General features: G+C 67.3%; 21 protein-coding genes. 5 read left to right on the top strand and 16 right to left on the bottom strand.

Going from position 1 to position 23357, the window contains the following annotated elements; translation table 11 throughout:
• Positions 1–153: 153 nt before the first annotated feature.
• From EV649_RS36680 to EV649_RS36665, 4 genes are read right to left on the bottom strand one after another with little or no spacing between them, the layout of a single operon-like run.
• The gene (locus EV649_RS36680) at positions 154–1092 is read right to left on the bottom strand and encodes a VWA domain-containing protein (protein ID WP_130388310.1); all 939 of its coding nucleotides are present in this window, start codon (positions 1090–1092) and stop codon (positions 154–156) included.
• Positions 1089–2018, bottom strand: a complete 930-nt coding sequence (locus EV649_RS36675; protein WP_130388309.1) for a DUF58 domain-containing protein — start codon at positions 2016–2018, stop codon at positions 1089–1091. Before EV649_RS36675 ends, EV649_RS36680 begins: the two co-directional genes overlap by 4 nt.
• The gene (locus EV649_RS36670; RefSeq protein ID WP_130388308.1) at positions 2015–3001 is read right to left on the bottom strand and encodes a MoxR family ATPase; all 987 of its coding nucleotides are present in this window, start codon (positions 2999–3001) and stop codon (positions 2015–2017) included. Before EV649_RS36670 ends, EV649_RS36675 begins: the two co-directional genes overlap by 4 nt.
• Entirely contained in the window at positions 2998–3216 is a 219-nt protein-coding gene (locus EV649_RS36665) for a hypothetical protein (protein ID WP_130388307.1), read from the bottom strand. The genes EV649_RS36670 and EV649_RS36665 overlap by 4 nt, the downstream gene beginning before the upstream one ends.
• A gap of 125 nt (positions 3217–3341) precedes the next feature.
• Here EV649_RS36665 and EV649_RS36660 point away from each other — a divergent pair, with 125 nt between their 5' ends.
• The 3 genes from EV649_RS36660 to EV649_RS36650 are packed head-to-tail and all read left to right on the top strand — an operon-like array spanning position 3342 to position 5795.
• The gene (locus EV649_RS36660; protein WP_130388306.1) at positions 3342–4034 is read left to right on the top strand and encodes a response regulator transcription factor; all 693 of its coding nucleotides are present in this window, start codon (positions 3342–3344) and stop codon (positions 4032–4034) included.
• The gene (locus EV649_RS36655; protein WP_130388305.1) at positions 4031–5284 is read left to right on the top strand and encodes a HAMP domain-containing sensor histidine kinase; all 1254 of its coding nucleotides are present in this window, start codon (positions 4031–4033) and stop codon (positions 5282–5284) included. The genes EV649_RS36660 and EV649_RS36655 overlap by 4 nt, the downstream gene beginning before the upstream one ends.
• A 19-nt stretch (positions 5285–5303) precedes the next feature.
• Positions 5304–5795: a DinB family protein gene (locus EV649_RS36650; protein ID WP_347233168.1), complete on the top strand. Its 492-nt coding sequence runs from the start codon at positions 5304–5306 to the stop codon at positions 5793–5795.
• Positions 5796–5797: 2 nt separating this feature from the next.
• Here the strand turns inward: EV649_RS36650 and EV649_RS36645 are convergent, their stop codons facing one another.
• The 11 genes from EV649_RS36645 to EV649_RS36595 form a co-directional block, all read right to left on the bottom strand.
• The gene (locus tag EV649_RS36645) at positions 5798–6853 is read right to left on the bottom strand and encodes a glycoside hydrolase family 172 protein (RefSeq protein WP_241999136.1); all 1056 of its coding nucleotides are present in this window, start codon (positions 6851–6853) and stop codon (positions 5798–5800) included.
• A 60-nt stretch (positions 6854–6913) separates the two neighbouring features.
• Positions 6914–7753, bottom strand: a complete 840-nt coding sequence (locus EV649_RS36640; protein WP_130388573.1) for a carbohydrate ABC transporter permease — start codon at positions 7751–7753, stop codon at positions 6914–6916.
• Between the two features lie 7 nt (positions 7754–7760).
• A complete protein-coding gene (locus tag EV649_RS36635; RefSeq protein WP_130388303.1) occupies positions 7761–8651 on the bottom strand; it encodes a sugar ABC transporter permease in 891 nt (296 codons plus the stop codon).
• On the bottom strand, positions 8648–9955 hold the full coding sequence (locus EV649_RS36630; protein WP_130388302.1) for an extracellular solute-binding protein: 1308 nt from the start codon (positions 9953–9955) through the stop codon (positions 8648–8650). The genes EV649_RS36635 and EV649_RS36630 overlap by 4 nt, the downstream gene beginning before the upstream one ends.
• A gap of 83 nt (positions 9956–10038) precedes the next feature.
• Positions 10039–11088 (bottom strand): LacI family DNA-binding transcriptional regulator, encoded by a 1050-nt coding sequence (locus tag EV649_RS36625; protein WP_198682894.1) that lies wholly within the window; start codon positions 11086–11088, stop codon positions 10039–10041.
• A 76-nt stretch (positions 11089–11164) separates the two neighbouring features.
• On the bottom strand, positions 11165–12331 hold the full coding sequence (locus EV649_RS36620; protein WP_130388301.1) for a Gfo/Idh/MocA family oxidoreductase: 1167 nt from the start codon (positions 12329–12331) through the stop codon (positions 11165–11167).
• A complete protein-coding gene (locus tag EV649_RS36615) occupies positions 12328–13380 on the bottom strand; it encodes a Gfo/Idh/MocA family oxidoreductase (RefSeq protein ID WP_130388300.1) in 1053 nt (350 codons plus the stop codon). The genes EV649_RS36620 and EV649_RS36615 overlap by 4 nt, the downstream gene beginning before the upstream one ends.
• A 73-nt stretch (positions 13381–13453) precedes the next feature.
• Positions 13454–13804 carry a metalloregulator ArsR/SmtB family transcription factor gene (locus tag EV649_RS36610; RefSeq protein ID WP_130388299.1) on the bottom strand — a complete coding sequence of 117 codons (351 nt, stop codon included), beginning with the start codon at positions 13802–13804 and terminating at the stop codon, positions 13454–13456.
• Positions 13801–14247: an SRPBCC domain-containing protein gene (locus tag EV649_RS36605; protein WP_130388298.1), complete on the bottom strand. Its 447-nt coding sequence runs from the start codon at positions 14245–14247 to the stop codon at positions 13801–13803. The genes EV649_RS36610 and EV649_RS36605 overlap by 4 nt, the downstream gene beginning before the upstream one ends.
• A complete protein-coding gene (locus EV649_RS36600) occupies positions 14244–15602 on the bottom strand; it encodes an MFS transporter (protein ID WP_130388297.1) in 1359 nt (452 codons plus the stop codon). Before EV649_RS36600 ends, EV649_RS36605 begins: the two co-directional genes overlap by 4 nt.
• Before the next feature lie 163 nt (positions 15603–15765).
• Positions 15766–16722, bottom strand: coding sequence for a PHB depolymerase family esterase (locus tag EV649_RS36595; RefSeq protein ID WP_130388296.1), 957 nt, complete (start codon positions 16720–16722; stop codon positions 15766–15768).
• A 203-nt stretch (positions 16723–16925) separates the two neighbouring features.
• Between EV649_RS36595 and EV649_RS36590 the strand changes: the two genes are divergently transcribed.
• Both EV649_RS36590 and EV649_RS36585 read left to right on the top strand, forming a co-directional pair.
• Positions 16926–18686, top strand: coding sequence for a glycosyl hydrolase family 28 protein (locus EV649_RS36590; RefSeq protein WP_130388295.1), 1761 nt, complete (start codon positions 16926–16928; stop codon positions 18684–18686).
• A 38-nt stretch (positions 18687–18724) separates the two neighbouring features.
• Entirely contained in the window at positions 18725–19945 is a 1221-nt protein-coding gene (locus tag EV649_RS36585; protein ID WP_130388294.1) for an alginate lyase family protein, read from the top strand.
• Here the strand turns inward: EV649_RS36585 and EV649_RS36580 are convergent.
• A complete protein-coding gene (locus EV649_RS36580) occupies positions 19933–23274 on the bottom strand; it encodes an alginate lyase family protein (RefSeq protein ID WP_130388293.1) in 3342 nt (1113 codons plus the stop codon). The genes EV649_RS36585 and EV649_RS36580 overlap by 13 nt on opposite strands.
• Positions 23275–23357: the final 83 nt, after the last annotated feature.

Genomic DNA, 23357 nt, shown 5'->3' with positions numbered 1-23357 from the left:
AGAGGGGGGAGCCGAGGCGGAGGCCGGGGTGACGGGGCTGATGGGCGGTGGGGCGGGGCTGACGGGCGGCGGGCCGGGGTTGGGTGGCGAGCCGGGGATGTAGTCGGGGCCTCGGAAGGGATGGCCTAGATGTGGAGACATGTCAGCTCCTGATCAAGGGAGGCGAGAGAACCAGAGCAGCGAGGCCAAAGCGGCCAGGAGCGCTGCCGCGAGGGCGACGCCCGCGACCAGGTTGGTGATCTCGCGGGGCTCGGTGGTCCAGCCGATGGAGGACTGCAGGTCGGAGTACACGTCGCGCAACTGCTCGTCGTTCTCAGCCTCGTAGAACGACCCACTGGTCGCGTCCGCAAGACCCTTCAGCGCCTCGGTGTCGGCAGGGACCGGGATGTCGCGCCCTTCCAGATTCACGGTGCCCTCGGGCGTCCCGTACGCGATCGTCGACACCGGTACGCCGGCCTGTGCCGCCGCAGCAGCGGCCTCGTCGACCGGGCTGCCCGCGGTGTTGCCGCCGTCGGACAGCAGCACGATCCGGCTCGGCGGCGGATCGTTGGGGTCGATCGATCGCACCGCCTGCAGGCTCGTGAGTACGGCGTCCCCGATCGCCGTCGAATCGCGCAACTGCAGACTGTTGATCGCGTCCACCGTCGCCTGATGATTCGTACTAGGCGCCGACACCACGGTCGCCGTCCGTGCGAAGGACACCAGCCCGACGTTGAACTTCTCCGGCAGGTCCCGCACGAACTCGACCGCCGCCTGTTTGGCGGTCTCGAACCGGTTCGGCGCCACATCGGTCGCCGCCATCGAGTTCGAGATGTCCATCGCGACCAGCACGGTGGCGCGCTCCCGTGGGACCCGGATGTCTGCGACCGGCCGGGCGATCGCGATCGTCAGTACGGTCAGTGCGGCGAGAAAGGCCGCGGCCGGCGCGTGCCGGCGCCAGCCGGGCCGTACAGGGGCGACCTTCTCCAGCATCGGAAGGGTCGCGAAGCGGACGGCGTACTTCGTTCTGCGTCGCTGGGCGATCAGGTACGCCGCGACGAGCGCGGCGACCAGCACCAGCAGCCAGAGCCACAGGGGTTGCTCGAATCTCATCTGGTCCTCACAGCAGTCGGGTTCCGCCGTACGCCGGCCCGTCGGCGGGCGGTCGCAAACGCCGCAACGTCACGGACCCAGTCGGCGTCGGTGCGCAGTACGAGATGTGCCGCACCGGCGGCGCGGATCGCCTGGGTGGTCTGTTCGCGGTGCGCGGTCATCGCGTCGGCGTACCGGCGACGGAGTTTGCGGCTCGCGGTCTGGATCTCCCGGCGGCGGCCGGTCTCCGGATCGACGAGCGTGAGCAGCCCGACCTCGGGGAGCTCGAGCTCGCGCGGGTCGAGAACCTCGACCGCGATCACCTCGTGGCGTGCGGACAGGCGGCGTAATGGGTCTGCCCACCCGTCCTCGTGGAAGTCCGAGACGATCACGCGCAGACCGGGGCGTGTGTGTTCGCGGTCAAGTCGACCGATCGCTTTGCCGAGATCAGTTCTCGGAAAGGCTCCTGGTGTTGCTCGGGGCAACGACAACAGGGTGCGGAGAGTACGGCGGAGCTGGACCGCGCCGCCAGCGGACGGGAGTCGGCGCAGGTCGTCGCCCAGTGCAATTCGTACGCCGAGCCGGTTGCCGGGGCGGTCGGACAGGAGACCGACCGCCCCGACGACAGCGATGGCCAGGTCGCGCTTCTCGCTCAGAGCGGTCCCGAAGTCCATGCTCGCCGACGCGTCCAGCAACGCCCACGTCTCCAGTTCCCGCTCCGCTAGCGGTGCTCGCACGTGCGGTTCCAGGGAGCGAGCGGTCACGTTCCAGTCCATCCGTCGTACGTCGTCCTGGCCTGCCTGATACGGACGCGCTTCGTTGGGCTCGCTGCCGGGACCGCTGCGCAGACCGGTGATCTCCCCGTGCAGGAAGCCTTCCAGCTTGCGCTTCACCGTCAGCTCGAGTGCGCGGAGCGCCCGTTCCCGGCCGGCCAGCAGGTCATTCATGCCGCAGACCCTTGAGCGTCGTCGGCGGGCACCACGTGCGGTTGTTCGATGGTGTGCAGGATCCGCGCGACGACCGACCGCGGATCGACCCCGTCGGCCAGCGCGTCGAACGTGAGCACCAGCCGGTGCGACATCACGTCGAGCGCAACGTCGTACACGTCGGCCGGCAGCACGTAGTCCCGCCCGCGCAGCAACGCCAACGCCCGGCCGGCCGCGACCAGTCCCAGCGTGGCACGGGGGCTCGCGCCGAACTCCAGTACGCCGGCCAGGTCCTGGATCCCGTACTGCGACGGCACCCGGGTCGCGTGCACCAGGCGTACGACGTACTCGGCGACCGCGTTGTGGACGAACACGTCGTCCGTTGCCTCCTGCAACTGTGCGACCTGCTCCGGAGTGAGTACGGCGTTCGCGTGCGGCCGGTGCGCGCTCATCCGCTGCAGGATCGTCAGCTCCTCCAACGGCGTCGGGTAGTCGACCGTGATCTTCAGCAGGAACCGGTCCCGCTGCGCCTCGGGCAACGCGTACACCCCGTCGGACTCGATCGGGTTCTGGGTCGCGAGCACCAGGAAGGGTTCCGGCAGCGGGTACGACGTACCGCCGATGCTGACCTGGTGTTCCGCCATCGCCTCGAGCAGCGCGGACTGCACCTTGGCCGGTGCACGGTTGATCTCGTCGGCGAGCACCAGATTGGCGAACACGGGACCGAGCTCGGTGTCGAACCCCTCCGTGGACGGCCGCCAGATCCGGGTGCCCATGATGTCGCCGGGCACCAGGTCCGGGGTGAACTGTAGCCGCGAGAACTGCCCGCCGATCACCTCCGCCAGTGTGCGGACCGCGAGCGTCTTGGCGACTCCCGGTACGCCTTCCAGCAGACAGTGGCCGCGGGCCAGCAACCCGACGAGCATCCGCTCGACCAAGTGATCCTGCCCGACGACGACCCGCTTCACCTCGAACAAGGCGTGTTCGAGAGCTGCCGCACTCATGCGGGGTTCTGCTCGGACGGCTGCGCGGTGCCGTTCTTCTCCGGGCAGTCATACGAGGGTGACGGAGACGGAGTGGTCGCGCCGTCCTCGACTGTCACGTAGCCCTGCTCCGGGACAGCGGGGTCGCTTCCGGCGGCGTACGCGATCCCGCCGGCACCTAGCGCCGCTACCGCCACCGCGCTGCCGAGGATCAGTCGTTTCACTGGGAGTTTCATCAGGATCTCCTTCGACTCGATTGGCCACAGCTCATCAAGAAGGCGCGAAAACGACCGGAAAGGCGACCGAAAGCCCGGCGAAAGAGCAGAGCGGCCGCGCTCGGGTCCCCCGCTACCTTGGTTGCGTGCGACTACTTGTGGTGGAGGACGAGGAAGGCCTGGTCAGCGCGCTGCGCTCGGGACTCGGCCGGGCCGGGTACGCCGTCGACGCGGCCACCACCGGCGCCGAGGCGATCGAGAAACTCGCGACCACGCCGTACGACCTGGCGATCCTGGACATCACGCTGCCGGACACCAGCGGCCTCGACCTGTGCCGCGCCGTCCGCCGCGGCGAGATCGAGGTGGCGTCCGGACGGGAGCTGCGCGTACTGATGCTGACCGCGCGCGCCTCGCTCGCGGACCGCGTCCGCGGGCTCGACGAAGGCGCTGACGACTACCTGACCAAGCCGTTCGCACTCGTCGAACTGCTCGCGCGGATCCGCGCCCTCCTCCGCCGCGACGTCACCAACGGCACAACCCAACTGCACGTCGGCGACCTCGTCCTGGACTCGTCCCGCCATCTCGCCACCCGCGCCGGACGGGAGCTTCCGCTGACGCTCAAGGAGTTCGGCATCCTGCGGTACCTGATGTCGCGCCCCGGGCACGTCATCTCGGCCGAGGAACTGCTCGAACACGTCTGGGACGAGAACGCGGACCCGTTCACCCAGACCGTCCGCGTGACCGTCGGCACCCTGCGCCGCAAACTCGCACAAGAGGGCGAAGATCCCATCCTGGAGACCGTGATCGGTCGCGGCTACCGCCTCAGAGGTGACACATGAAGCTCCCGCTCTGGGCGCAGACGATCCGGTTCCGCCTGACGCTCACCTACTCCGCCGTACTGATCGTCCTGTCCGCACTCCTGCTCGGTGGCGTGTACGTCGCGCTCTCCCAGATCCTCGATCCGAAGCCGCTGAGCCAGATCCCGGTCAAGAAGTACTACAAGGATGCCCACGGCAACGTCCAGATCAAGCAGGGCGAGGCGATCCAGGCCGCCGAGATCTCCAGCCTCCAGTCGGCGGTGAACTACCAGACGCTGGAAACGCTGCGGACCTACTCCGCGGCCGGTATGGGCGCACTGTTCCTGGTCAGCCTCGGCACCGGCTGGTGGTTGTCGGGCCGCGTGCTGCGTCCGGTACGGCGGATCACGGCGACCGCGCAGGAGATCTCCGCGACGGATCTGTCCCGCCGGATCGCCCTCGAAGGTCCGCGCGACGAGCTGCGCAACCTGGCCGACACCGTCGACGGCATGCTCGGCCGGCTCGAGACGGCGTTCCTGACCCAGCGCCAGCTCGTCGACGACGCCTCCCACGAACTCCGGAACCCGCTCGCCGTGATCCAGGCGAACGTCGACGCCGTCCTCGCGCACGACGACACCCCGCCGGACGACCGCGCCCAGGCGACCGCGATCGTCGGCCGCGCGATCCAGCGGATGACCCGCCTCGTCGAGGACCTCCTCGCCTCCGCCCGCCGGTCGTCACCGGCGTTCGTCGACGCCGACGTGGATCTCGCCACGATCGCCGGCGAGGCGGCCGAGGAGTACGAACTGCTGGCAGCCGATCGCGAGCTGCACGTCGTACGACGCCTCTCGCCGGGCCCGATCGCCGCCGGCGACGCGTCCGCCTTGCGGCGCGCGGTCGACAACCTGCTCTCGAACGCGGTCCGCCTCGCCCGCGGCGGCAGCGAACTCGTCCTCGCGGTCGGCAGCCGCAACGGCTGGGCCTGGATCGCGGTCCGCGACGAGGGCCCCGGCATCGCGGCCGACGACGCCGACCGGGTCTTCGACCGCTTCTACCGCGCCGGCCAGCAACAACCCCCGGCCACCGTCGCGTCCACAGGCCAGCGCCGGGCCGGCCTGGGCCTCGCCATCGTCCGCCAGATCGCCGAATCCCACGGCGGCACCGTCACCCTCCACTCCGAGCTGGGCATCGGCACCACCTTCGTGATCTGGCTCCCCGAACGCTCCCTCACCAGCACAACCCGACGCGCCCCCACCCCGCCCGACGAAGACCCCCTGGGCCCCCGTCACTGAACCGCCTAGCATCGGTCGAGTGACCCGCCAGTTTCCGCCGGCCACGGCCGACGAACGCGACATGCTCACGGGCTGGTTGGACCACCAGCGCGCCACGGTCAGACTGAAGTGCACAGGCCTGTCAGAAGAGCAGGCCGAACTAGCCGTTTTGCCGGCATCTCCACGGATGACCGTGAAAACACTGGTGGGACACCTCAGACATGTCGAACGAGGGTGGTTCGAGATCGGCTTCCTTGGTGTCCAAGAGGTAGGCGCCAAAGACCCTCTCCAGCTGTCACAGCCGCCTGGTGCTTCTCTCGATCGCCTGCTGGACGAGTACGACCGGCAATGTGAGCGGTCCCGCGAGATCGTTGCCGGTCACCAGCTCGACGAACTGGAGGCTCATGCCCCTGAGGGCATTGAGCTTGTGTCGCTGCGCTGGATCATCACTCACCTCATCGAGGAGACGGCCCGCCACCTCGGCCACCTCGACGCCATGCGTGAACTGATCGACGGCACCACCGGCTACTGAGTTCAGCGGGGGTGCCTGAGGTGCGCTGCTGGTAGAGGTGGAAAGCGAGCGTGGGGGGCGACCTGGTACCAGTACGCCGTGGTGGCGATGTCGTCCTGGCGCTCGAACAGGCCGTGGTCCCAGGCTCCGATCTGTTGGACGGTGACCGCGAGCCGTTCGGTGAAGTGGATCGGGTCCGGCAGATGCCAGCGGTAGAGCCCGTGCATCGGCAGGGCCTCGGTCGAGAACGGTGAGGCCTTCGTACGGTCGCGTGCCGAGTGGAACGGATAGCCGCAGTATGGCGAGTTGAAGGTGAGGATCTCCGGCTCCGGATCGGCTCGCAGCTCGTCCTGGAAGGCCCACGCCCCGCCCGCGTAGTCCTCCAGACCGGTGCTGCACAGCGTCGGAAACTCGTCATCGTCGTCGACGAAGAACTTGACCTCGCCCTCGCCCCACCAATACCGGTGCAGTGACGTCAGCGCGAGGTATGTCCCGACGTACGTGCCCCGGCCGGAGACCCCGTCGAGAATCACATGGTCGGTCCCCAACGCCGCCGTACCGTCGGAGTGCCGCCACTGGGCGTGGAAGTACGGCGTACCCGCATCGATGTCGTCGCCAAGCGTGTAGTCGACCTGGAAGTACACCGAGGGAATGTCGCCCGCGTGCTGATTCTCCAGGGTCAACCGGGCGCCGGCGCGGAACGGCATTGGGAAGTAGCAGTTCATCCCGCCCGTCGGCGCGACCACGATCGGAGCGGAGTTGACCAGGGCGCGCGTACCGAACCCGTTACAGAAGAAGTCCCCGAGCGGCACCTCGACCGACGGCAGGTCCGAGCCGTCCCAGTACGCCCGCAGCACGAGGTCCCGCAGTACGAACGGACCCTGATCGGTGCGATCGGCAACAGTCATCCAGATGTGCCGGATCACCCCCGGCCCCTCGATCTCGGCCAGGGTGAGCGTCTGCCCCGCGGGCAGCAACACAGCGGGCGAACCCTTGCGCCCAGGTCCGAGAGCCGACGCGGCCCGCGCAGCCGCACCGGGCGCTCCGGTCCGGTTCTCGGCATTGATCGACCGACTCACCACACCGTCGGGCAGAACAGGGACGTTGAAGGTGGAGAACAAGAAGAGTCCTTTCGAGGGCTACTTGACGGCACCCGCGGTCACACCGCGGTTGAGGGTGCGCTGGAAGATCAGGAAGAAGACCAGTGTCGGGAGCAATGACAGCAGGGACCCGGCGTTGAGCACGGTGATGTCGATCGAGTGCTGACCACGCAGCGTCGACAGCGCGATCGGCACGGTCTGCGACGACTGGTCGGCCAGCAACACGACCGGAATGTAGAACTCGTTCCAGGTCCAGATGAAGAAGAACACGACGAGCACCGACAGCGTCGGGCGCAGGATCGGCAGCACGATCCGCCAGAGGATCTGCCAGCGGCCGGCGCCGTCGATCGCGGCCGCTTCGAGGATCTCCTTCGGCACCGTCCCCATCACGCTCGCGAGCAGATAGGTGCCGAAGGCCCCTTGCAGTACGACGAAGACGATCACGACCGACCACACCGTGTTGAACGTGTGCGTGGCCTGGGCGCCGTAGAACAACGGGTAGATCAGTGCCTCGTGCGGCAGCATCGTGGACAGCAGCAGTACGGCGAGGATCGGCCCGCTCCCCCGGATCCGGCCGACCCCGATCGGGTAGGCACTGAGCAGACTGAGCGCGACCCCGCCGAACGCGACGACGGTCGAGATCAGGACCGAGTTCCACAGCGCGACCGGGAAGTCCACCAGTGACAGGTAGTTGCTGAACGCATCGAGGCTGAAACTCCGCGGCCACGCGATCGGACCGTGGCTCGAGTAGTCGTCGCCGGTCTTGAAGGCGTTCAGCACCATCAGCAGGAACGGTGACGACATCACCAGGGCAATCAGCCCGGCCACGACCAGCACCACCCAGGTCAACGGCCGGCGCCGGTTGCCGGCAGCAAGCATCGACACGTCAAGCCCTCCGTTCCGCACGTCGCTGCCACCCGAGGAGTACGGCGGCCACCCCGAAGATGACGACCGCCATCACGGTCGCGATCGTCGACCCGTACCCGACCTGTGACAGCTCGAAGAAGTTCCGGTAGGCGTAGTACGACGGAACCAGTGTCGACCCCTCCGGACCGCCGCCGGTGAGGATCAGGATCGGGGCGAACACCTTCAGCGCGGCGACCGTCGCGGTCAGCACCACGATGAAGATCTCCGGCCGGACCGTCGGCAGCGTGATCGCGCCGAACTGCCGCCACCACCCCGCACCGTCGAGCGCGGCCGCCTCGTACAGTTCGGGATCGACGCGGGACAGCGCGGCCATGAAGATCACCAGCGGATAGCCCAGCTGCAGCCAGACCAGCATCAGCATCACCGAGTACAGCGCGAGGTCCGGACTGCCCAGCCAGTCGGGCGGATCGCTCACCCCGACCGAGCGCAGGAACGTGTTGATCGACCCGCTGCCCGGGTCGAGGATCCAGCTCCAGATGAAACCAGCCACCGCGATCGGCAGGATCTGCGGAAGGTAGTACGTCGCCCGCAGGAAGCTCGCCGCGCGGGGCCCGAACCGCTTGCCCAGGTAGTCGACCAGGGTCGCCGCGAGCAGGATGCCGGCGCCGGTCGGGATCACCACGATCGCGATGATCATGAACACCGAGTTCCGGAACGACAGCCAGAAGTTCGCGTCGTGCAGCAGATCGCTGTAGTTGCCCAGACCGTTCCAGTGCAGCGGCGCGATCCCGCCCTTCCAGCGGAAGAAGCTGAGCACGACGTTCGCCGCGAACGGTACGGCGACCACCGCGGTGAACCCGATGCCGATCGGCAGCAGGTACCACCAGTAACCGTGTTGGCGTCGTTTCATCGCTTGGTGCCGTCGTCGTAGAACTTCTGCAGGGCGTCCAGATACTGCGCCGCCGTCTCGTTGCGGTTCGACATCGCCTGCATGTGGGTCTGGATGAAGTCGAGAAAGCCCGGCACCGGATAGTCCGGGTAGAACGACAGCGTGTCGGCCTTCACCAGTTGGTCGAAGCGCTCGGTGAACTGACGGGTGACCGGGTCGCTGATGGTCGCGGTGTCACCGGCGAGCGGCAGTCCGCCCTTCTGGCCGATCACGTTCTGCACCTCGGGGCTCAGCGTGGTGTTGATCCAGTCGTAGGCGAGTTCCTTGTTCTTCGCCTTGGCCGGTACGCCCCACAGGTGCCCGGACGATCCCATCGAGAGCTGCGCGCCGGGGAGCGTGAAGTAGCCCCAGTCGAACTTCGCGTCCTTCCGGATCCGCGCGAACTCACCGTTGTTCCAGATCAGCATCGCGGACTTGGCACTGAGGAAGTTGACCGTGGCCTGCTCGAAGGACAGTCCGCCGAGCTTGTCCCCGACGTACCCCTTGTCGATCCATTGCTGGAACTTCTCCGCGCCGTCCTTCCACGGACCGCTGTGGAAGTCGACCGGTCCCTTGACGAACATGAAGTCGTCGATCTGCTGCCGCGTCGACATCGCCGAGACCAGCGAGTACCAGATCCACATCTGGTTGAACCCCTGGCTCGTGTTCGCGGAGCTGGAGATCGGGAGCTGCCCTGCCGCCTTCAGCTTGTCCATCGCGGTCTCGAACTCCGCGAGCGTGGCCGGCGGCTTGGCGATGCCGGCCTGCCGGAACTTCGTCTTGTTGTAGTAGAACATCACGTACTCACCGATGTTCGGTACGCCGTACCAGTCACCGGAGCCGGCGTGGCCGTTCTCGTCGTACTTCGCGAACGCCGCCATCGAACCGGTGACCTTCTTGTCCCACCCGTTCTTCGTGACCTGCTCGTTCAGCGGCTCGAGCAGCCCCTGCGCGGCGAGCTGACCGCCGTCGGCGTTGCCCTTGTTGAACTCGACGACATCCGGTACGTCGTTACCGGACAAGGTGATCTTCGCGTTCTGGCGGAACGCGTCGAAGCTGGTCTGCTGGAACTCGACCTTCACGTCGGGGTGCTTGGCCTTGAAGATCTCCAGCGCCTTCTGCCAGCCCTGCCCCTGCGCGGTGGAGGGGTTCTCGTACTGGACGATCTTGAACGTCTTTCCCGACTCCCCCGACGTACCGCCACCGCCACCGCAGGCGGCGAGACTGGTGGCCGTGAGCGCCGTGACAGCAGCGACGATGCAGGCTCTGCGCGAGATGGAACGCATGACAGGCTCCTTTGAACTGTAGACAGGCGTGACTGATCGACCCGCGGCCGTGGAGGTCGCAGGTGGTGACGTGGTTGATTGGCTCAGCCGGTGCCGGGAGCGGGCGGTGCGACCGACGAGCGTTCGACGACCGGACAGGGCATCAGCCGGTGGGCCGGTGCAGTGTCTTCGGTGTCGCCACGGCTGCGGGCGATCGCCTGTTCGGCTGCCCACTCACCCATGGCGCGATGCGGAAGCTGGATCGTGGTCAGGCTGGGAAGCAGGCTCTCGGCAACGAACTGGTGGTTGTCGAAGCCGACCACCGACAGGTCGCCCGGGACGTCCAGGCCGAGCTGGTCGGCGACCTGGTAGAAGCCCATCGCGATCCGGTCGGAGAAACAGAACACCGCCGTCGGGCGGTCCGGCCGGCGCAACAGCTCCAGAGCCGGCGCGCGTCCGGCCGCGGCAGTCGGATCGGCGGCTTCGACGATCAGGGCCGGGTCGACAGCGACGCCGTACGCTTCCAGCGCCTTCTCGTACCCGGCACGCCGCAACTCGCGGGCGACGAAGATCGAGTCGGCGATGTTGCAGAACGCGATCCGGCGATGACCGGCCGCCAGCAGCCGCTCGGTCGCCGCTTGGGCGCCGCCGACCTCGTCCGGCACGACCCAGTCCGCCGCCGCCTGCGGATCGTTCGGCCGACCGTCCAGGACGACGATCGGCAGCGAGTTCGGCACCAGCGGCAGCTCGACGTCGCGATGGAACTCGGCAGCGATGATCAGGGCCTCGATGTTGCGCTGCAGCAGCGCACGCGTCGCGGGCCCCTCCACCTCCGGGTGCCCGACGGTGTCGATCAACATCAGCAGGTAGTCCTGCTCGGCCGCGGCCAACTGCGCGCCGGCCAGCATCTGACCCGCGAACGGGATCGAGGCCACACCGTCCGACACCAGTCCGATGGTGAGCGACTGCCGCGTCTTCAGCCCTCGCGCGAGGAGGTTCGGCACGTAGCCGAGCTCCGCCGCGACCTCCCGGATCCGGACCGCGACATCGGCGCGGATCCGGCCCCGGGCACGGTCGTTGAGCACCAGCGACACCGCCGACACCGAGACGCCGACCTGCTCGGCGATGTCGCGTAAAGTCACCATCTCAGCCATCCGTCAAACGATTGCCGTCCCTGACAACAGGGAGCCTGCAACCGTCAAACGCGTTGACGCAACCCCGACTTTCGGGTCAGGGGCGGAACGACTCGCTGAGCTCGGTTTTCGGGGTGTTTCCGTGGAGAGCTCGGTAGAACGGGTGGTCCAGGGTCAGGTCGGAGCGGCGTACCGGCTGTCCGGTGATCGCCGAGGCGTAGAGCGCGGTGACGAACTCCATCGTGGCACGCGTGCTGGCCAGGGTGGTGTCGTGGGTCCGGCCGGCCAGGAGGTCGTCGATCAGGCGGCTGATCTGCGCGTCGTGGTTGCTCGGCACATCGTCACCGGCCGACGCGGTCCACGGGTTCTCCCCCACACCGGTCTCGACCGCGTCTGCTTTCCGTACGCCGGGATCGATGCCGAGCGTCGCGGCCTTCGCCGCGTCAGGGGCCGGGTGGAACGTCCAGTCCTGGTCGGAGTAGCCGTAGACGTGGTCCACTTCCAGCGTTCCGCCGGCCGTGTCGATCCGGATCCTGCTCAGCTCCCGCGGCGACAGCAAACTGTTGATCACAGTCCCGACCGCGTCGCTCTCGAAGACCACTGACGCCATCGACACGTCCTCGAACTCGACCGGTCGATCCAGCCGTACGGCGGTGGCGTTGATCGTCCGCCACGGCCCGAGCAGATGCAGCAGCAGGTCGATCTGGTGAATGCCGTGACCCAGCGTCGGCCCGCCACCTTCACCGACCCAGGTGCCGCGCCAGTCCGGGTCGAAGTAACTGAGCGGCCGGAACCACAACGTCTCGCAGACCGCCACCAGCGGACGCCCGAGCGCGCCGCGGCCGAGGAGGTCGGCAGCTCGCAGTGCGCCGGATCCGTGCCGGTGCTGGAAGATCACCCAGACCGAGCCTGCACTCGCCTGCTCGGCCTCCGCGACCGCGTCCATTTCGGCCAGACTCAGGACCGGCGGCTTCTCCAGCAGCACCGACTTGCCGGCGGCAAGGATCTCGATCGCGATCTCGGCATGACTACCGGGCGGCGTCGTCACCGAAACCAGATCAGGGTCCTCCGCCGCCAGCAGCTCCGTCACACTCGCGTACGGCGTCGCGCCGTACTTCCCGGCCAACGTCTGTGCCTTGGCCTCGACGATGTCCGCGACACCGACCAGCGAGGTCCGGCCGGTGTTCGCGTAGGCCTCCGCATGCCGGCGGCTGATGTTGCCACAGCCAACGATCGCGACCTTCACCGTATTTGGCACCGTCACTGCGCGGCTCCGCGGACGGCCGCGTTCTGCTGGGCGGTCAGCGCCAGCCGCATGGTTTCGAACGTGTGCTCCTGCGGCGCGGCCGTGGTGGTCCGGTCCCGGACGTCGCGCAGCACGTCCGAGTAGTAGGTCACCGGAACCTCCGAGCAATCGATGTAGTGCGTGCCGTCCTTGTCCACCAGGAACAGGTGGTTGCCGCCGTCGCGGCCCGCAATGTCGACGTACTTGCGCATCTCGATGTAGCCCTCCGTGCCGAGCACGGTCAGCCGGCCGTCGCCCCAGGTCGGCAAACCGTCCGGGGTGTACCAGTCGACCCGGATGTAGCCCTGGGCGTCGCCGCTGCGCAGCAGGAGCTCGCCGAAGTCCTGCAGACCCGGCTCGTCGGGGTTGGCGAAGTTCCCCACCGCGCTGGTCACCACCTCCGCCGTCCGCGCACCGGTGAACCAGAGGAACTGGTCGATCTGGTGCGAGGCGATATCGGTCAGAATCCCGCCGTACCGCGCCTTGTCGTAGAACCAGTCCGGGCGGCCGCCGCCACCGGCGAGATGCCCGCGGTCCCCGATCCGGTGCGGCCCGACTCCGAGCGTCTGTACGACCGTGCCGATCCGGCCCTCGCGGACCAGCTCACCGGCCTTGAGCACGCAGGGGACCTCGAACCGCTCGGAGAACGTCACCGACCAGAACCGGCCGCTCTGGCCGACCGCCTTCTCGACCTCCTCCAGCTGGTCGAGGGTGATGCACCCGGGCTTGTCGGCCATCACGTCCTTGCCGGCCCGCAACGCCGCAACCGCGATCGGCCCGCGCCGGTCCGGTACGGCGGCAGTCACGATCAGGTCGATCTCGTCCTGCGCGATCAGCTCGTCGGGATCCTCGATCACGGGTACGTCGGGATACCGCTCCCGCATCGTCACCGCGACCGCTGCCGACGGGTCGTCGGTGGCCATCCCGGCGAACGTCCCGCCGGCCGCGATCAGGCCGGCCACCTGACCGAAGATGTGCGCGTGGTCGAGGCCGACGGCAGCGAATCTGATGGGTTGGCTGGAAGTCAAGGTGTTCCTCCGATGTGATCCGGCGGAAAGGGCTTACCGTGAACCATATCGTTGGCGACCGTTGACAACCAGGTCAAGTGGCTTCGGCAGAACGCTCCGCGTCCTCGGCGGCCTGCTTGATGGTGGCCAGCCGTCGATCCCAATCGGCCGCGAGCGCAGACATCCATTGCGCCGTCGCGTTCAGCATCGCGGGGCGCACCGAGTACCGCACCTCACGCCCGATCCGGCTGCCGGAGACGAGCCCGACGGCATCCAGCACCGAGAGATGCTTGACCACCGCCTGTCGCGAGACCGGCAGTCGCTCGGCGAGCGTCGTCGCAGTCGCTTCGCCCTGTACGGCGAGTAGGTCCAGCAGCCGGCGGCGCGTCGGATCGGCCAACGCGGCCAGAACACCGTCGACAGCCTCGGTATCACTACTGGTCACACGGACGACTCTTCCGCGCGCTTCTTCAGTGCGTCCAGTTCCATCGGCCAACCGCCCGAATTGTCCTTCACCGCCTGATCGCGCAGATCCGCGGACCCGGACAGTGCCGCGAAGCCGCTTTCCACGACACTGAGGCGCGTCTGGTCACCTTCGGGCCTGAGCGTGAACTCCACCAGCGTGCTGTTGTCGTCCCGCAGCTCCTGTCCCGGGAACGCACTCGCCCACCGATACGCAAGATACGTCGGCGGATCGACCTTCTCGACCCGCACCGGGAAGTCGCCGTACTCGGGATTCTTCGCCAGCAGCGTCTCGCCTTCCCGTGCCACGGTTCCCGGCAGGGTCGCCTTGTCGGCAACCCAGAAACCCGGTTCCGCGACCAGCGACCACACCCGCTCCAGCGGCGCCGCAATCAGAACTTCCCGCTCGATTCGATCGTTGCTCATCCCACGAACTCCTTACCCTCATCATTGATCTGCAACCCCACGGCTGCAGGTATATCGCGTCGGCGCAACCCGACCCACACAAGACCGGCACTGCCCACCGTCACGGCCACATTCAGGCCGAGGGCGAGATGGATGCCGGTCAACTCCAGCTCTTGGGTGGCCGCGATGGCACTCAGGATCGGGATACCGATCGAGATCGCCACCTGCTGAGTCATCGAGGTCAGCCCGGTGGCCAGACCCTGCTCTTCGTCGGGCAGGCCTGACGTGCCTGTCACCGTGTACGCGACGATCGAGGCCACGTGGCCGAAGAAGCCGATGAACAAGGCAGGGACCAAGATCGCGAGTGCGGCCCGGTTCACGCCGAGGAACATCAGCGGGAAGGTCGCCACGGCCTGCACCAGCATCGCTACCGTCAGAACCTTGCGTACGCCGAAGCGCCCGATCACCCGCCCGGCGATCACACCGGCCGCCACAGCAGCCAAGCCCGGGATCCCGAAGATCAAGCCGGTGGCCAGCGGGGAGAACGCCAGGACGTTCTGCAGGTACAGCGTCATCAGGAAGATCATCCCGGTCTCCATCGCGAAGACCACGAGTCCTGCATAGTTGCCCCACTTCACGGTCGGCCGTCCGAGAATGCGCAACGGAGCCAGGGGCGCGGACGCTCGCAGTTCGATGGCCCAGAAGGCGGCAAGGAGCAGGACTCCGATCACGGCGGCGAGCAAACTCTTCTCGACCACTGCGTAGATCACGGCCAAGAGACCGCCCGACACGGTGACCGCACCAGGCAAGTCGAGTGCAACCCGCTGTGGAACGCGACTCTCGCTGATCACCAACGGCGTACACACCAAGACCAGCACTGCGACCGGAATGTTGATCCAGAACGCCGCCCGCCAACTCAGCAGGCTCACCAGCGTGCCGCCGACCAGTGCCCCGACAGTGAAGCCGCCGGAGAGTAGCGCACCGTTGATACCCAGGGCGCGTTCCCGTACGGCGCCTTCGGCGAACGTGGTGGTGAGAAGAGACATCGCCGCGGGCAGGGCGAGCGCAGTAGCCAGGCCCTGCAGCGCGCGGGCGGTCAACAGCATCTCGGCACTCGTCGCCAGGCCGCCGAGGAACGAGGCGACGGCCAGCACGACCATGCCCGTCATGAACAGTCTGCGGCGTCCGAACAGGTCGGCCACCCGGCCGAACAGCAGCGCGAATCCCGCCGAAGGAAGCATGTAGGCGGCGGTGATCCATGGGAAGTCTGCGACCGCCATGCCGACGCCGGCACCGGTGTCCGGGAGCGCCACGTTCAAGATCGAGAAGTCGACGGACACCATGAATCCCGCCAGCAGAAGGACCGAAAGAACCATCCGTTGCCTGCCACTGAAACGTAGCTGCGGCGGCGCTGCGTCGATAGTCAAGGACTTCTCCTCCGTCGGACGGCATCCGCTCTCAGCACCGAGAGCGGTACGTGCAACCCCAGGATTGCACGTCAGCCGTCCGACGCGCAACTCTACGGTTGCGCCCGCGTTGTCATGAAAGGCCCCAGAAGTGGGTGATGTGGGCCGCCGCGCACAGGTTGACGTCGAGGATGTAGGGGGCGGGGACGCCGCATTGGTCTGGTGCGGTGCCTGGGTCGATGGGTTGGCCGTGGGCCATGCTGGGGATCGACCAGGTTTCGATGACCGGCGTGCCGGTGGCGTCGGTGTACGACTTGTGGGTGGCGCCGTTGACGGTCTCGGTGGAGTCGGCGACCTGGTCCGCGGAGTTCGCGTCGGTCCACTGCTCCATCGACTCGTTGAGGTTGCGGTAGGCAACGGTGTAGTCCGCCGTACCGTGCCAGATCGACACCTTCGGCCGGTGCGTCGCCGTCGCCGCCGCGCGTACCTTGTCACCCCACTGCTGCGGCGTCAGGTCGACCCCCGGGTTCTGGCAACTGAAGGCCTGCACGAGCGACGTCGCGCACCGGTACGGCAGACCGGCCACGATCGCGCCACCGGCGAACACCTCCGGGTACGTCGCCAACATGACAGCCGTCATCGCACCACCCGCCGACAGGCCGGTGACGAACACCCGCCCCGTATCCGAACCAAGGTCGCCGACGGTGCGATCCACCATCTGCTTGATCGACAGCGCCTCACCAGAACCACGCGCCGTGTCCCCCGCCTCGAACCAGTTGAAGCACGCACTCGCGTTGTTGGCCGACTGCTGCTGCGGCAGCACCAGCGCGAAGCCGGCCCGCTGTGCCATCGCGACCCAGCCGGGTTCGTCGTCGTACGCCGAAGCCGACTGAGTACACCCGTGCAACGCCACCACCACCGGCCGACCGGCACCGAGCCCGGGCGGCACGTACCGGAACATCCGCAGATTCCCCGGATTCGAACCGAATCCGGTCACTTCCTCCAGGCTCGCGGCCTCAGCCCGGGACACCGGACTACTCAACAGAGCCGCCAGCAAGACGATCACCGAAACAACAGGACGGAGAGTCATTTCCACACCTCCAGGACGGGTCCTTCCACCGACCGTCCCATCAACCAACCACCCCAGCCATGTCCTCCCACCCCACAATCGGAGCCGCGGCAGTGGGATCGTGGAAGAGCGAAATTTTCGTGGCAAGCGGTTGCTATTGATCGGCCCGGGTTCTCCGGACAAGGTTTCAGGGCCTTCCGCCGGAGATGCCAAGGAGCCTGAAGATGACCGCAGACCTCACGCGACGCCGCCTGCTCCAAGCAGCCGGCGCGACCGTTGCCGCCGGCTACGTCACGTCCGGGGCCGGGACCGCGACAGCCACCCCCGCGCCTGTTCCACCGCTGGTCACCTACCCGATTCCTGCCGGGATCGCGCAGGCGTCCACCTTCGAGGTCAAGGTCCGTACGGCCGCCGGTGCCTGGACCACGGTGCCGACGTACTCGGTCAACCTCAAGCAGATCAACGCGACGACCGGTGCCGGTCAGGTGCTGAAGTCGTCGATGGCGTACTTCGACTTCGCCGATTCGGTCGAGGTCTGGGTCAGGTACACGAAGGGCACCATCGACACCGCCCGGATCCGGCCGCTGTCCCTGGGGATCGAGCCGACCATCGACGACGAGAGCACCCTGCTCTTCACACTCACCGAACCGCGCAAGATCGTGGTCGAGGTGAACGGCGAGATCTTCGACTGCCTGCACCTGCTCGCCCGCCCGATCGAGACCGACGCCCCCTCCCCCGACGACCCGGACGTCATCTACTACGGCCCCGGCGTGCACACCACCGCGACCGGGCAGCTGGAGGTTCCGAGCGGAAAGACTGTCTATCTGGCCGGTGGCGCCGTACTGAAGACCTCGGTGATCTTCAAGAACGTCACGAATGCCGGCTTGACCGGACGCGGTCTCGTCTACAGCACCAACGGCGGCGGCTGCACCATCGTCGGCTCCAAGAACATCCGCGTCGACGGCATCTCGATGCTCGATCTGACGACCGGTTACGCGATCACCGCGGGGATGTCCGAACAGGTCACGATCACCGACTTCGGCTACTTCAGCGCCGGTCAGTGGGGCGACGGGATCGACATCTTCTCGAGTAGCGACGTATTGATCGACAACTCCTTCCTGCGCTGTTCCGACGACTGCATCGCGCTCTACACGCACCGCTGGGACTACTACGGCGACACCCGGAACATCACCGTCTCCAACTCGAGCCTCTGGGCGGACGTCGCGCACCCGATCAACATCGGCACGCACGGCAACACGGCCGATCCCGAGGTGCTGGAGAACATCACGATCAGCAACGTGGACATCCTCGACCATCGCGAACCGCAGAAGTGGTACCAGGGCGCCATCGCGCTCAATCCCGGCGACAGCAACCTCGTCCGGAACGTGCGGATCGAGAACGTGCGGGTGGAGGACTTCCGCTGGGGCCAGTTCCTCCATCTGCGCGTGGCCTACAACAAGTCGTACAACACCTCGGCCGGCCGCGGCATCGAGGGCGTCTACGTCAAGAACCTGACCTACACGGGCAAGAACGCGGAGACCGCGATGATGCTCGGGTACGACGAGGCGCGCGGCATCAAGGACGTGACGTTCCAGAACCTCGTGGTGAACGGCACCGTGATGGCCTCGACCATGCGCAAGCCCGGGTGGTTCACAGTCGCCGACATGGTCAACATGCACGTCAACGAGCACGTGACCAACCTGCGCTGGCTGGACGCGGCCACGGCCCCGACCACAACGCCTCCGACGATCACGACCGCCGATATCGGCAACCTCACCGCGGGCGTAGCGGTTGTCCTCACGATCAGCGCGACCGGCTTCCCCACCGGCTTCGACGCCCAGAATCTGCCCGCCGGACTCACCGTCGACAAGACCACCGGCGTCATCACCGGCGCCCCGACCAGCACCGGCACGTACAACACGAACCTGAGCGTCACCAACGTCGCCGGGACCACCACCAAGAGCCTCATCCTGACCGTGCGCTGAACGCCGGCGTACACACCACCGCCCCGAAGGAGAAGGACATGCACGAGAAGGAGATCGATCGACGTACCATTCTGAAAGCCGCCGGAGGTGCGGCCGCTGCGGGAGTAGCGGCCGTGGCCGGCGTCACCGCACTCGACCGTCCCGCAGACGCCGCACCGGCCACCTTCACCCACCCCGGAGCGCTGCACAACTGGGGCGACCTCAATCGGGCCAAGGTCCGGGTTGCGGCGGGCGACGACCCGTGGCTGTCCGGCTGGAACCGCCTGACCGCCAACTCGCATGCGCAGTCCACCTGGACACCGAGGCCGCAGGCAACGATCATCCGCGGCGGCACCGGCGAGAACTACACCATCCTCTACAACGACATCCATGCCGCCTACCAGAACGCCCTGCGCTGGTGGGTCCAGGGATCCACGGCGAACGGCGACTGCGCCCGCAACATCCTCAACGCGTGGTCATCGACCCTGACCACGGTCACCGGCAACGCAGACCGGTTCCTGGCGGCCGGCATCTACGGGTACCAGTTCGCGAATGTCGCTGAGCTCATGCGCGGTTACCCGGGCTTCGACCTGCCGCGGTTCAAGACCATGATGCTCAACGTCTTCTACCCGCTGAACAACTCGTTCCTGACCAACCACAACGACGCCTGTATCACGAACTACTGGGCGAACTGGGATCTGTGCACCATGAACTCGATCCTTGCCATCGGCATCCTCTGCGACGACGCGGCGAAGTACGACCAGGCGGTCAACTACTTCAAGACCGGCGCCGGCAACGGCTCGATCAAGCACGCCGTGCCGTTCGTGTACGACGACCAGGGCCTCGCGCAATGGCAGGAGTCGGGACGCGACCAGGGCCACACCATGATGGGGATGGGCCAGATGGGGGCGTTCTGCGAGATGGCCTGGAACCAGGGTGACGACCTGTACGGATACGACAACAACCGCTTCCTGAAGGCAGCGCAGTACGTCGCGAAGTACAACCTCGGCCAGGACGTACCGTTCACGAAGTACACCTGGGGCACCGGCCAGAACTGTGCCTATCAGGAACACACCGTCATCTCGAGCGCGAGCCGCGGCCAGATTCGGCCGGTGTGGGAGATCCTGCACTTCCACTACACCAGGCGTAAGTACCTCTCGGTGCCGTACATCTCGGCCATGGCCGCCCAGGTCCGCCCTGAGGGCGGAGGCGGCGACTACGGCTCGACGAGCGGCGGCTTCGACCAGACCGGTTTCGGCACGCTGGCCTACGCCAAGTAGACGTCGTCGAAGACGGCGGTGCTGAGCGCGAACGGTGCGCCGGAGACAACGGCCAGACCTACGTAGTACGGCGCGGAGCCGAAGGTCTCGATCAGTCCCGGCGCACCGATCTGCGTCCAGCTCTCGCCGTCGGTGGAAACCTCCGCGGAGAAGGTGTTTCCGGTACGCCGGATGCGCAACCAGCCGGGCGCACCGGTACCGGTCGTGGTCACGAGGCCTGTCGCCACGCGCAGTCGCTGAACGAACTGTGGCGTGCCGCCGGCGAGCACCACTCCCGACAGCTGGTCGAACGGTGACAGCGACTTGGTCATCAGCAGGCCCACCCTGCCGGCATCGCCCCGACTCACGACCCGCGCCGTGAATGTCGCGTCACCGGTCACCGCCTGGTAGACGTACTGAGCCGTCATGCCCTGCCCGATCACGTTCAGGTCCGAGCCGGCGCCTCGAACTGTGAACTGACCGTCGTAGCTGGTGATCCCCGGTGTCCGGATCGCTACGGCGCTGAAGCTCCCGAGTTGCCGCTCGTCCAGCACGTAGTCGCCGATATCGGCGTACTGCCATGGCGCCGGCGGAGGTGCGCCAACAGTGAGCGTGACCTCCGCGGAGCCGGTACCGGCGGCATTGCGCGCGGAGACACCCAGCTTCGCCGTCCCGGCCCTGCGCGGCCTGCCGCTGACGACACCGGTCTTCCGGTCCAGGGACAGACCGTCCGGCAGGCCTGTCACTGCGAAGCTGATCGGATCGTTGCCAGCGGCAATCCGGAAGCGGAACTCCGCGCCGGTGTTCGCGAACGCGGATCCGGCGCTCGTAATCGACGGCACGGCCGGCCTCGGCATTGTCACCGTCAGACTCGACGAGTCGGGCCCGGTGCCGCCGGCATTCGTCTTCGCAACCACGTAGTCGTAGCTCTCGCCCGGCACCGCCGTGACGTCCCGGTAGCGCGCCTCCACGCCGAACCCGATCGGCGCCACGCCCGAGGCGATCGCCCGGTACGGTCCACCGGCGTGCCGGCGTTTGACGGTGTACGTCGCGGCTACGTCCGGGTCGGACCACGCCAGCTCGATCGCACTGCCGGCGCTGCCGGCCCGCAGTTCACCCAGCGGTGCGGACGGGATCTCGCCCGACCAGTCCTGAACGGTCACGTTGTCGAAGGCTGCTGTGGTGGACTCGGCGTACGGCGCGTCGACGCCGATCCCCGCGCAGACCGCAAGGCCCGCATAGACGTCGCGGCCGAGGTTGATCCGGGACCTGCCGACCTCGGTCCAGGTGCTGCCGTCCGGCGAGATGAGCCCGGTCAGGACGTCTCCGCTACGGACGAGCCTGACCCAGTACGGGCGCCGCAGCCGGTAGCCGTCGCTCGCCGCTTCGACGTACGGCGGCGGCAACGGGGTCGCGGACGTCGGGAGGGCTCCGAGATCGGAGATCGGAAAGCCCGCGTTGACGGTGATGCAGTGCTGTTGGGTCGGCGGTACGACGGTGCTGCCCGTCGCGACCGTGGAGCCCCCGCCGACGGGCCGAACCGTCCACACACCGCTCCAGGTGTGCAACGGCAGCCCCTTGATCAGCATCGAGGCATGCGCCGAGGACGCCGACAGGCTCTGCCGCATCATCACGCCGACGGTCGCGTACTGCGAACTCACCGGGTGAACCACCCGCGCCGTGAGGACCCCGTCACCACGCAACGGCAGGTAGACGAGCCGGAAGCTGTCTTGCTCGCCACCGATGTCCGAGCCGCCGGCTTCGACGGTGAACCTTTCCCCGTCGAAGCCTGTACCGCCCGGAACCACCACCTGGCCGATTTCCTCGCTCAGCCAAGGATCCGGGCATGCGGTCGTCACGGGCAATGACTCACTGCTCGACCCGGCTGGGTTCTCTGCCCGAACCTTGTAGGAGTACGTCGTCTGTCCGCGGGCGGAGGCATCGCTCCAGGTCGTCGACTGGATGCCTTCGGCCACGACCGCGTAGTCACCCGCGCGGCCGGTCGCTCTGCTGATCGTGTAGCTGCTCGCGGACTCGCCGCTGCGCGGCTCGACCGACTCCGCCCAGGTCAGCACGACGCCGGCGTCGGAACTCCGCGCCGTCAGGCCGCTCGGAGCGCCGGGTGCCGCCTCAGGAGCAGATCTGGAGACGACCGGACGGGCCTGGGTGAAGGTGCCCCACGCGGGATGGTCGTCGCTGTTCCCCTCGACGAACCGCGTGCCGCCGGCGCCGCGGAACACCACCCGTTCGACGTTCGGCGCAGACAGCCCACGCCGACTGACGTAGTGGGCGTAGGCAAGTTCGTAGATCGGCTGGAAGGCACCGCGGTTGATCGTCGAGATCGCCGTCTTGATGTACTTCCCGGTCCTGTCGAGGTCGGACATGAACGGCACGGTGTCGTCGCCCAGGTTGTAGCGAGCGGTGTACTCGAACCCGCTCAGGATCCTGTTGTCCAACCTGCCGAACAGGTCGACGCCCTGGTTCCAGGCCACGGCTGCACAGTTGGCCAGAAGCCCCAACGCCAACTGCGCGTAGGACTGCGATCGGCCACTCTCCTGACCCTGCCCGGTCGCCGACACGACAATGTGCTCGATCCGGCCGTTACCCGCCCCCGCCACGGCGTACCGCACCGCGTTCTCGAACATCACCCGGTCGTCGCAGAACACCGCGATCGCCAGAACCGCCTGCACAGCGGCGAGATCCCAGTTGCCGTTGGCAAACAACGCATAACCCGAAACCGCCGGATACCAGACCTTACGGAACGACTCCTCGCACCGCCGGACAGCCTCCGCCGTCCAGCCGCCGTATCCGCTGTAACGCAGAATCTCCGCAGCGTTGACGAATTTGAACACCTGCAGACCGACCCCGAGCTGACCATCCGCACCGGTAATCGCGGTCAGGCTGGCCGACCAGGCATCGAGGATGTCGCGCGCCTTGTCGGCGTACCGCACATCACCAGTGGCCGACCACATCAAAGCGTTCTGGTAGGCGGCGCCCGAGTCGCTGACCGCCTCGTTCATGAAGTTCGCCGGGCCGCGACCCCACGACGTGATCTGGCCGACGTTGCGGATCACATAGTCGTACGACGACCTGTTGTGCGCCGCCATCGCCAGGAAACCGTCGTACGCCGGACTCACCTGGTCAGCCACAGCTTGCCGCATCCGCTCCAGGTCGTCCGCATCGTGCAACAACCCCGGATGCCTGAACGATGCCGGTGCCGTGGCGCCGGCGGGTGCTGCGATCGACGTGGCCGGAGAGCCGAGCTGAGCCGCGAGCATCGAACCGCCGGAGGCGATCAGCAACGTCCGGCGGCTTACGGTCGACAACGAATTCACATCGGGTTCCGGCATCTGCGCTTCTCCTCTGAACCGCTGCTTGAGCGGCCAAGCTAATGAGCGGCAGCCACAACCGGTCAACGGCTCGCGGGCGTCCA

This window comes from Kribbella sp. VKM Ac-2569 (assembly GCF_004216905.1).
In the GTDB taxonomy this organism is placed as follows: Bacteria; Actinomycetota; Actinomycetes; order Propionibacteriales; family Kribbellaceae; genus Kribbella.
The sequence above is the reverse complement of the archived record's forward strand: the minus strand, read 5'-3'. Positions and strand labels throughout refer to the sequence as shown.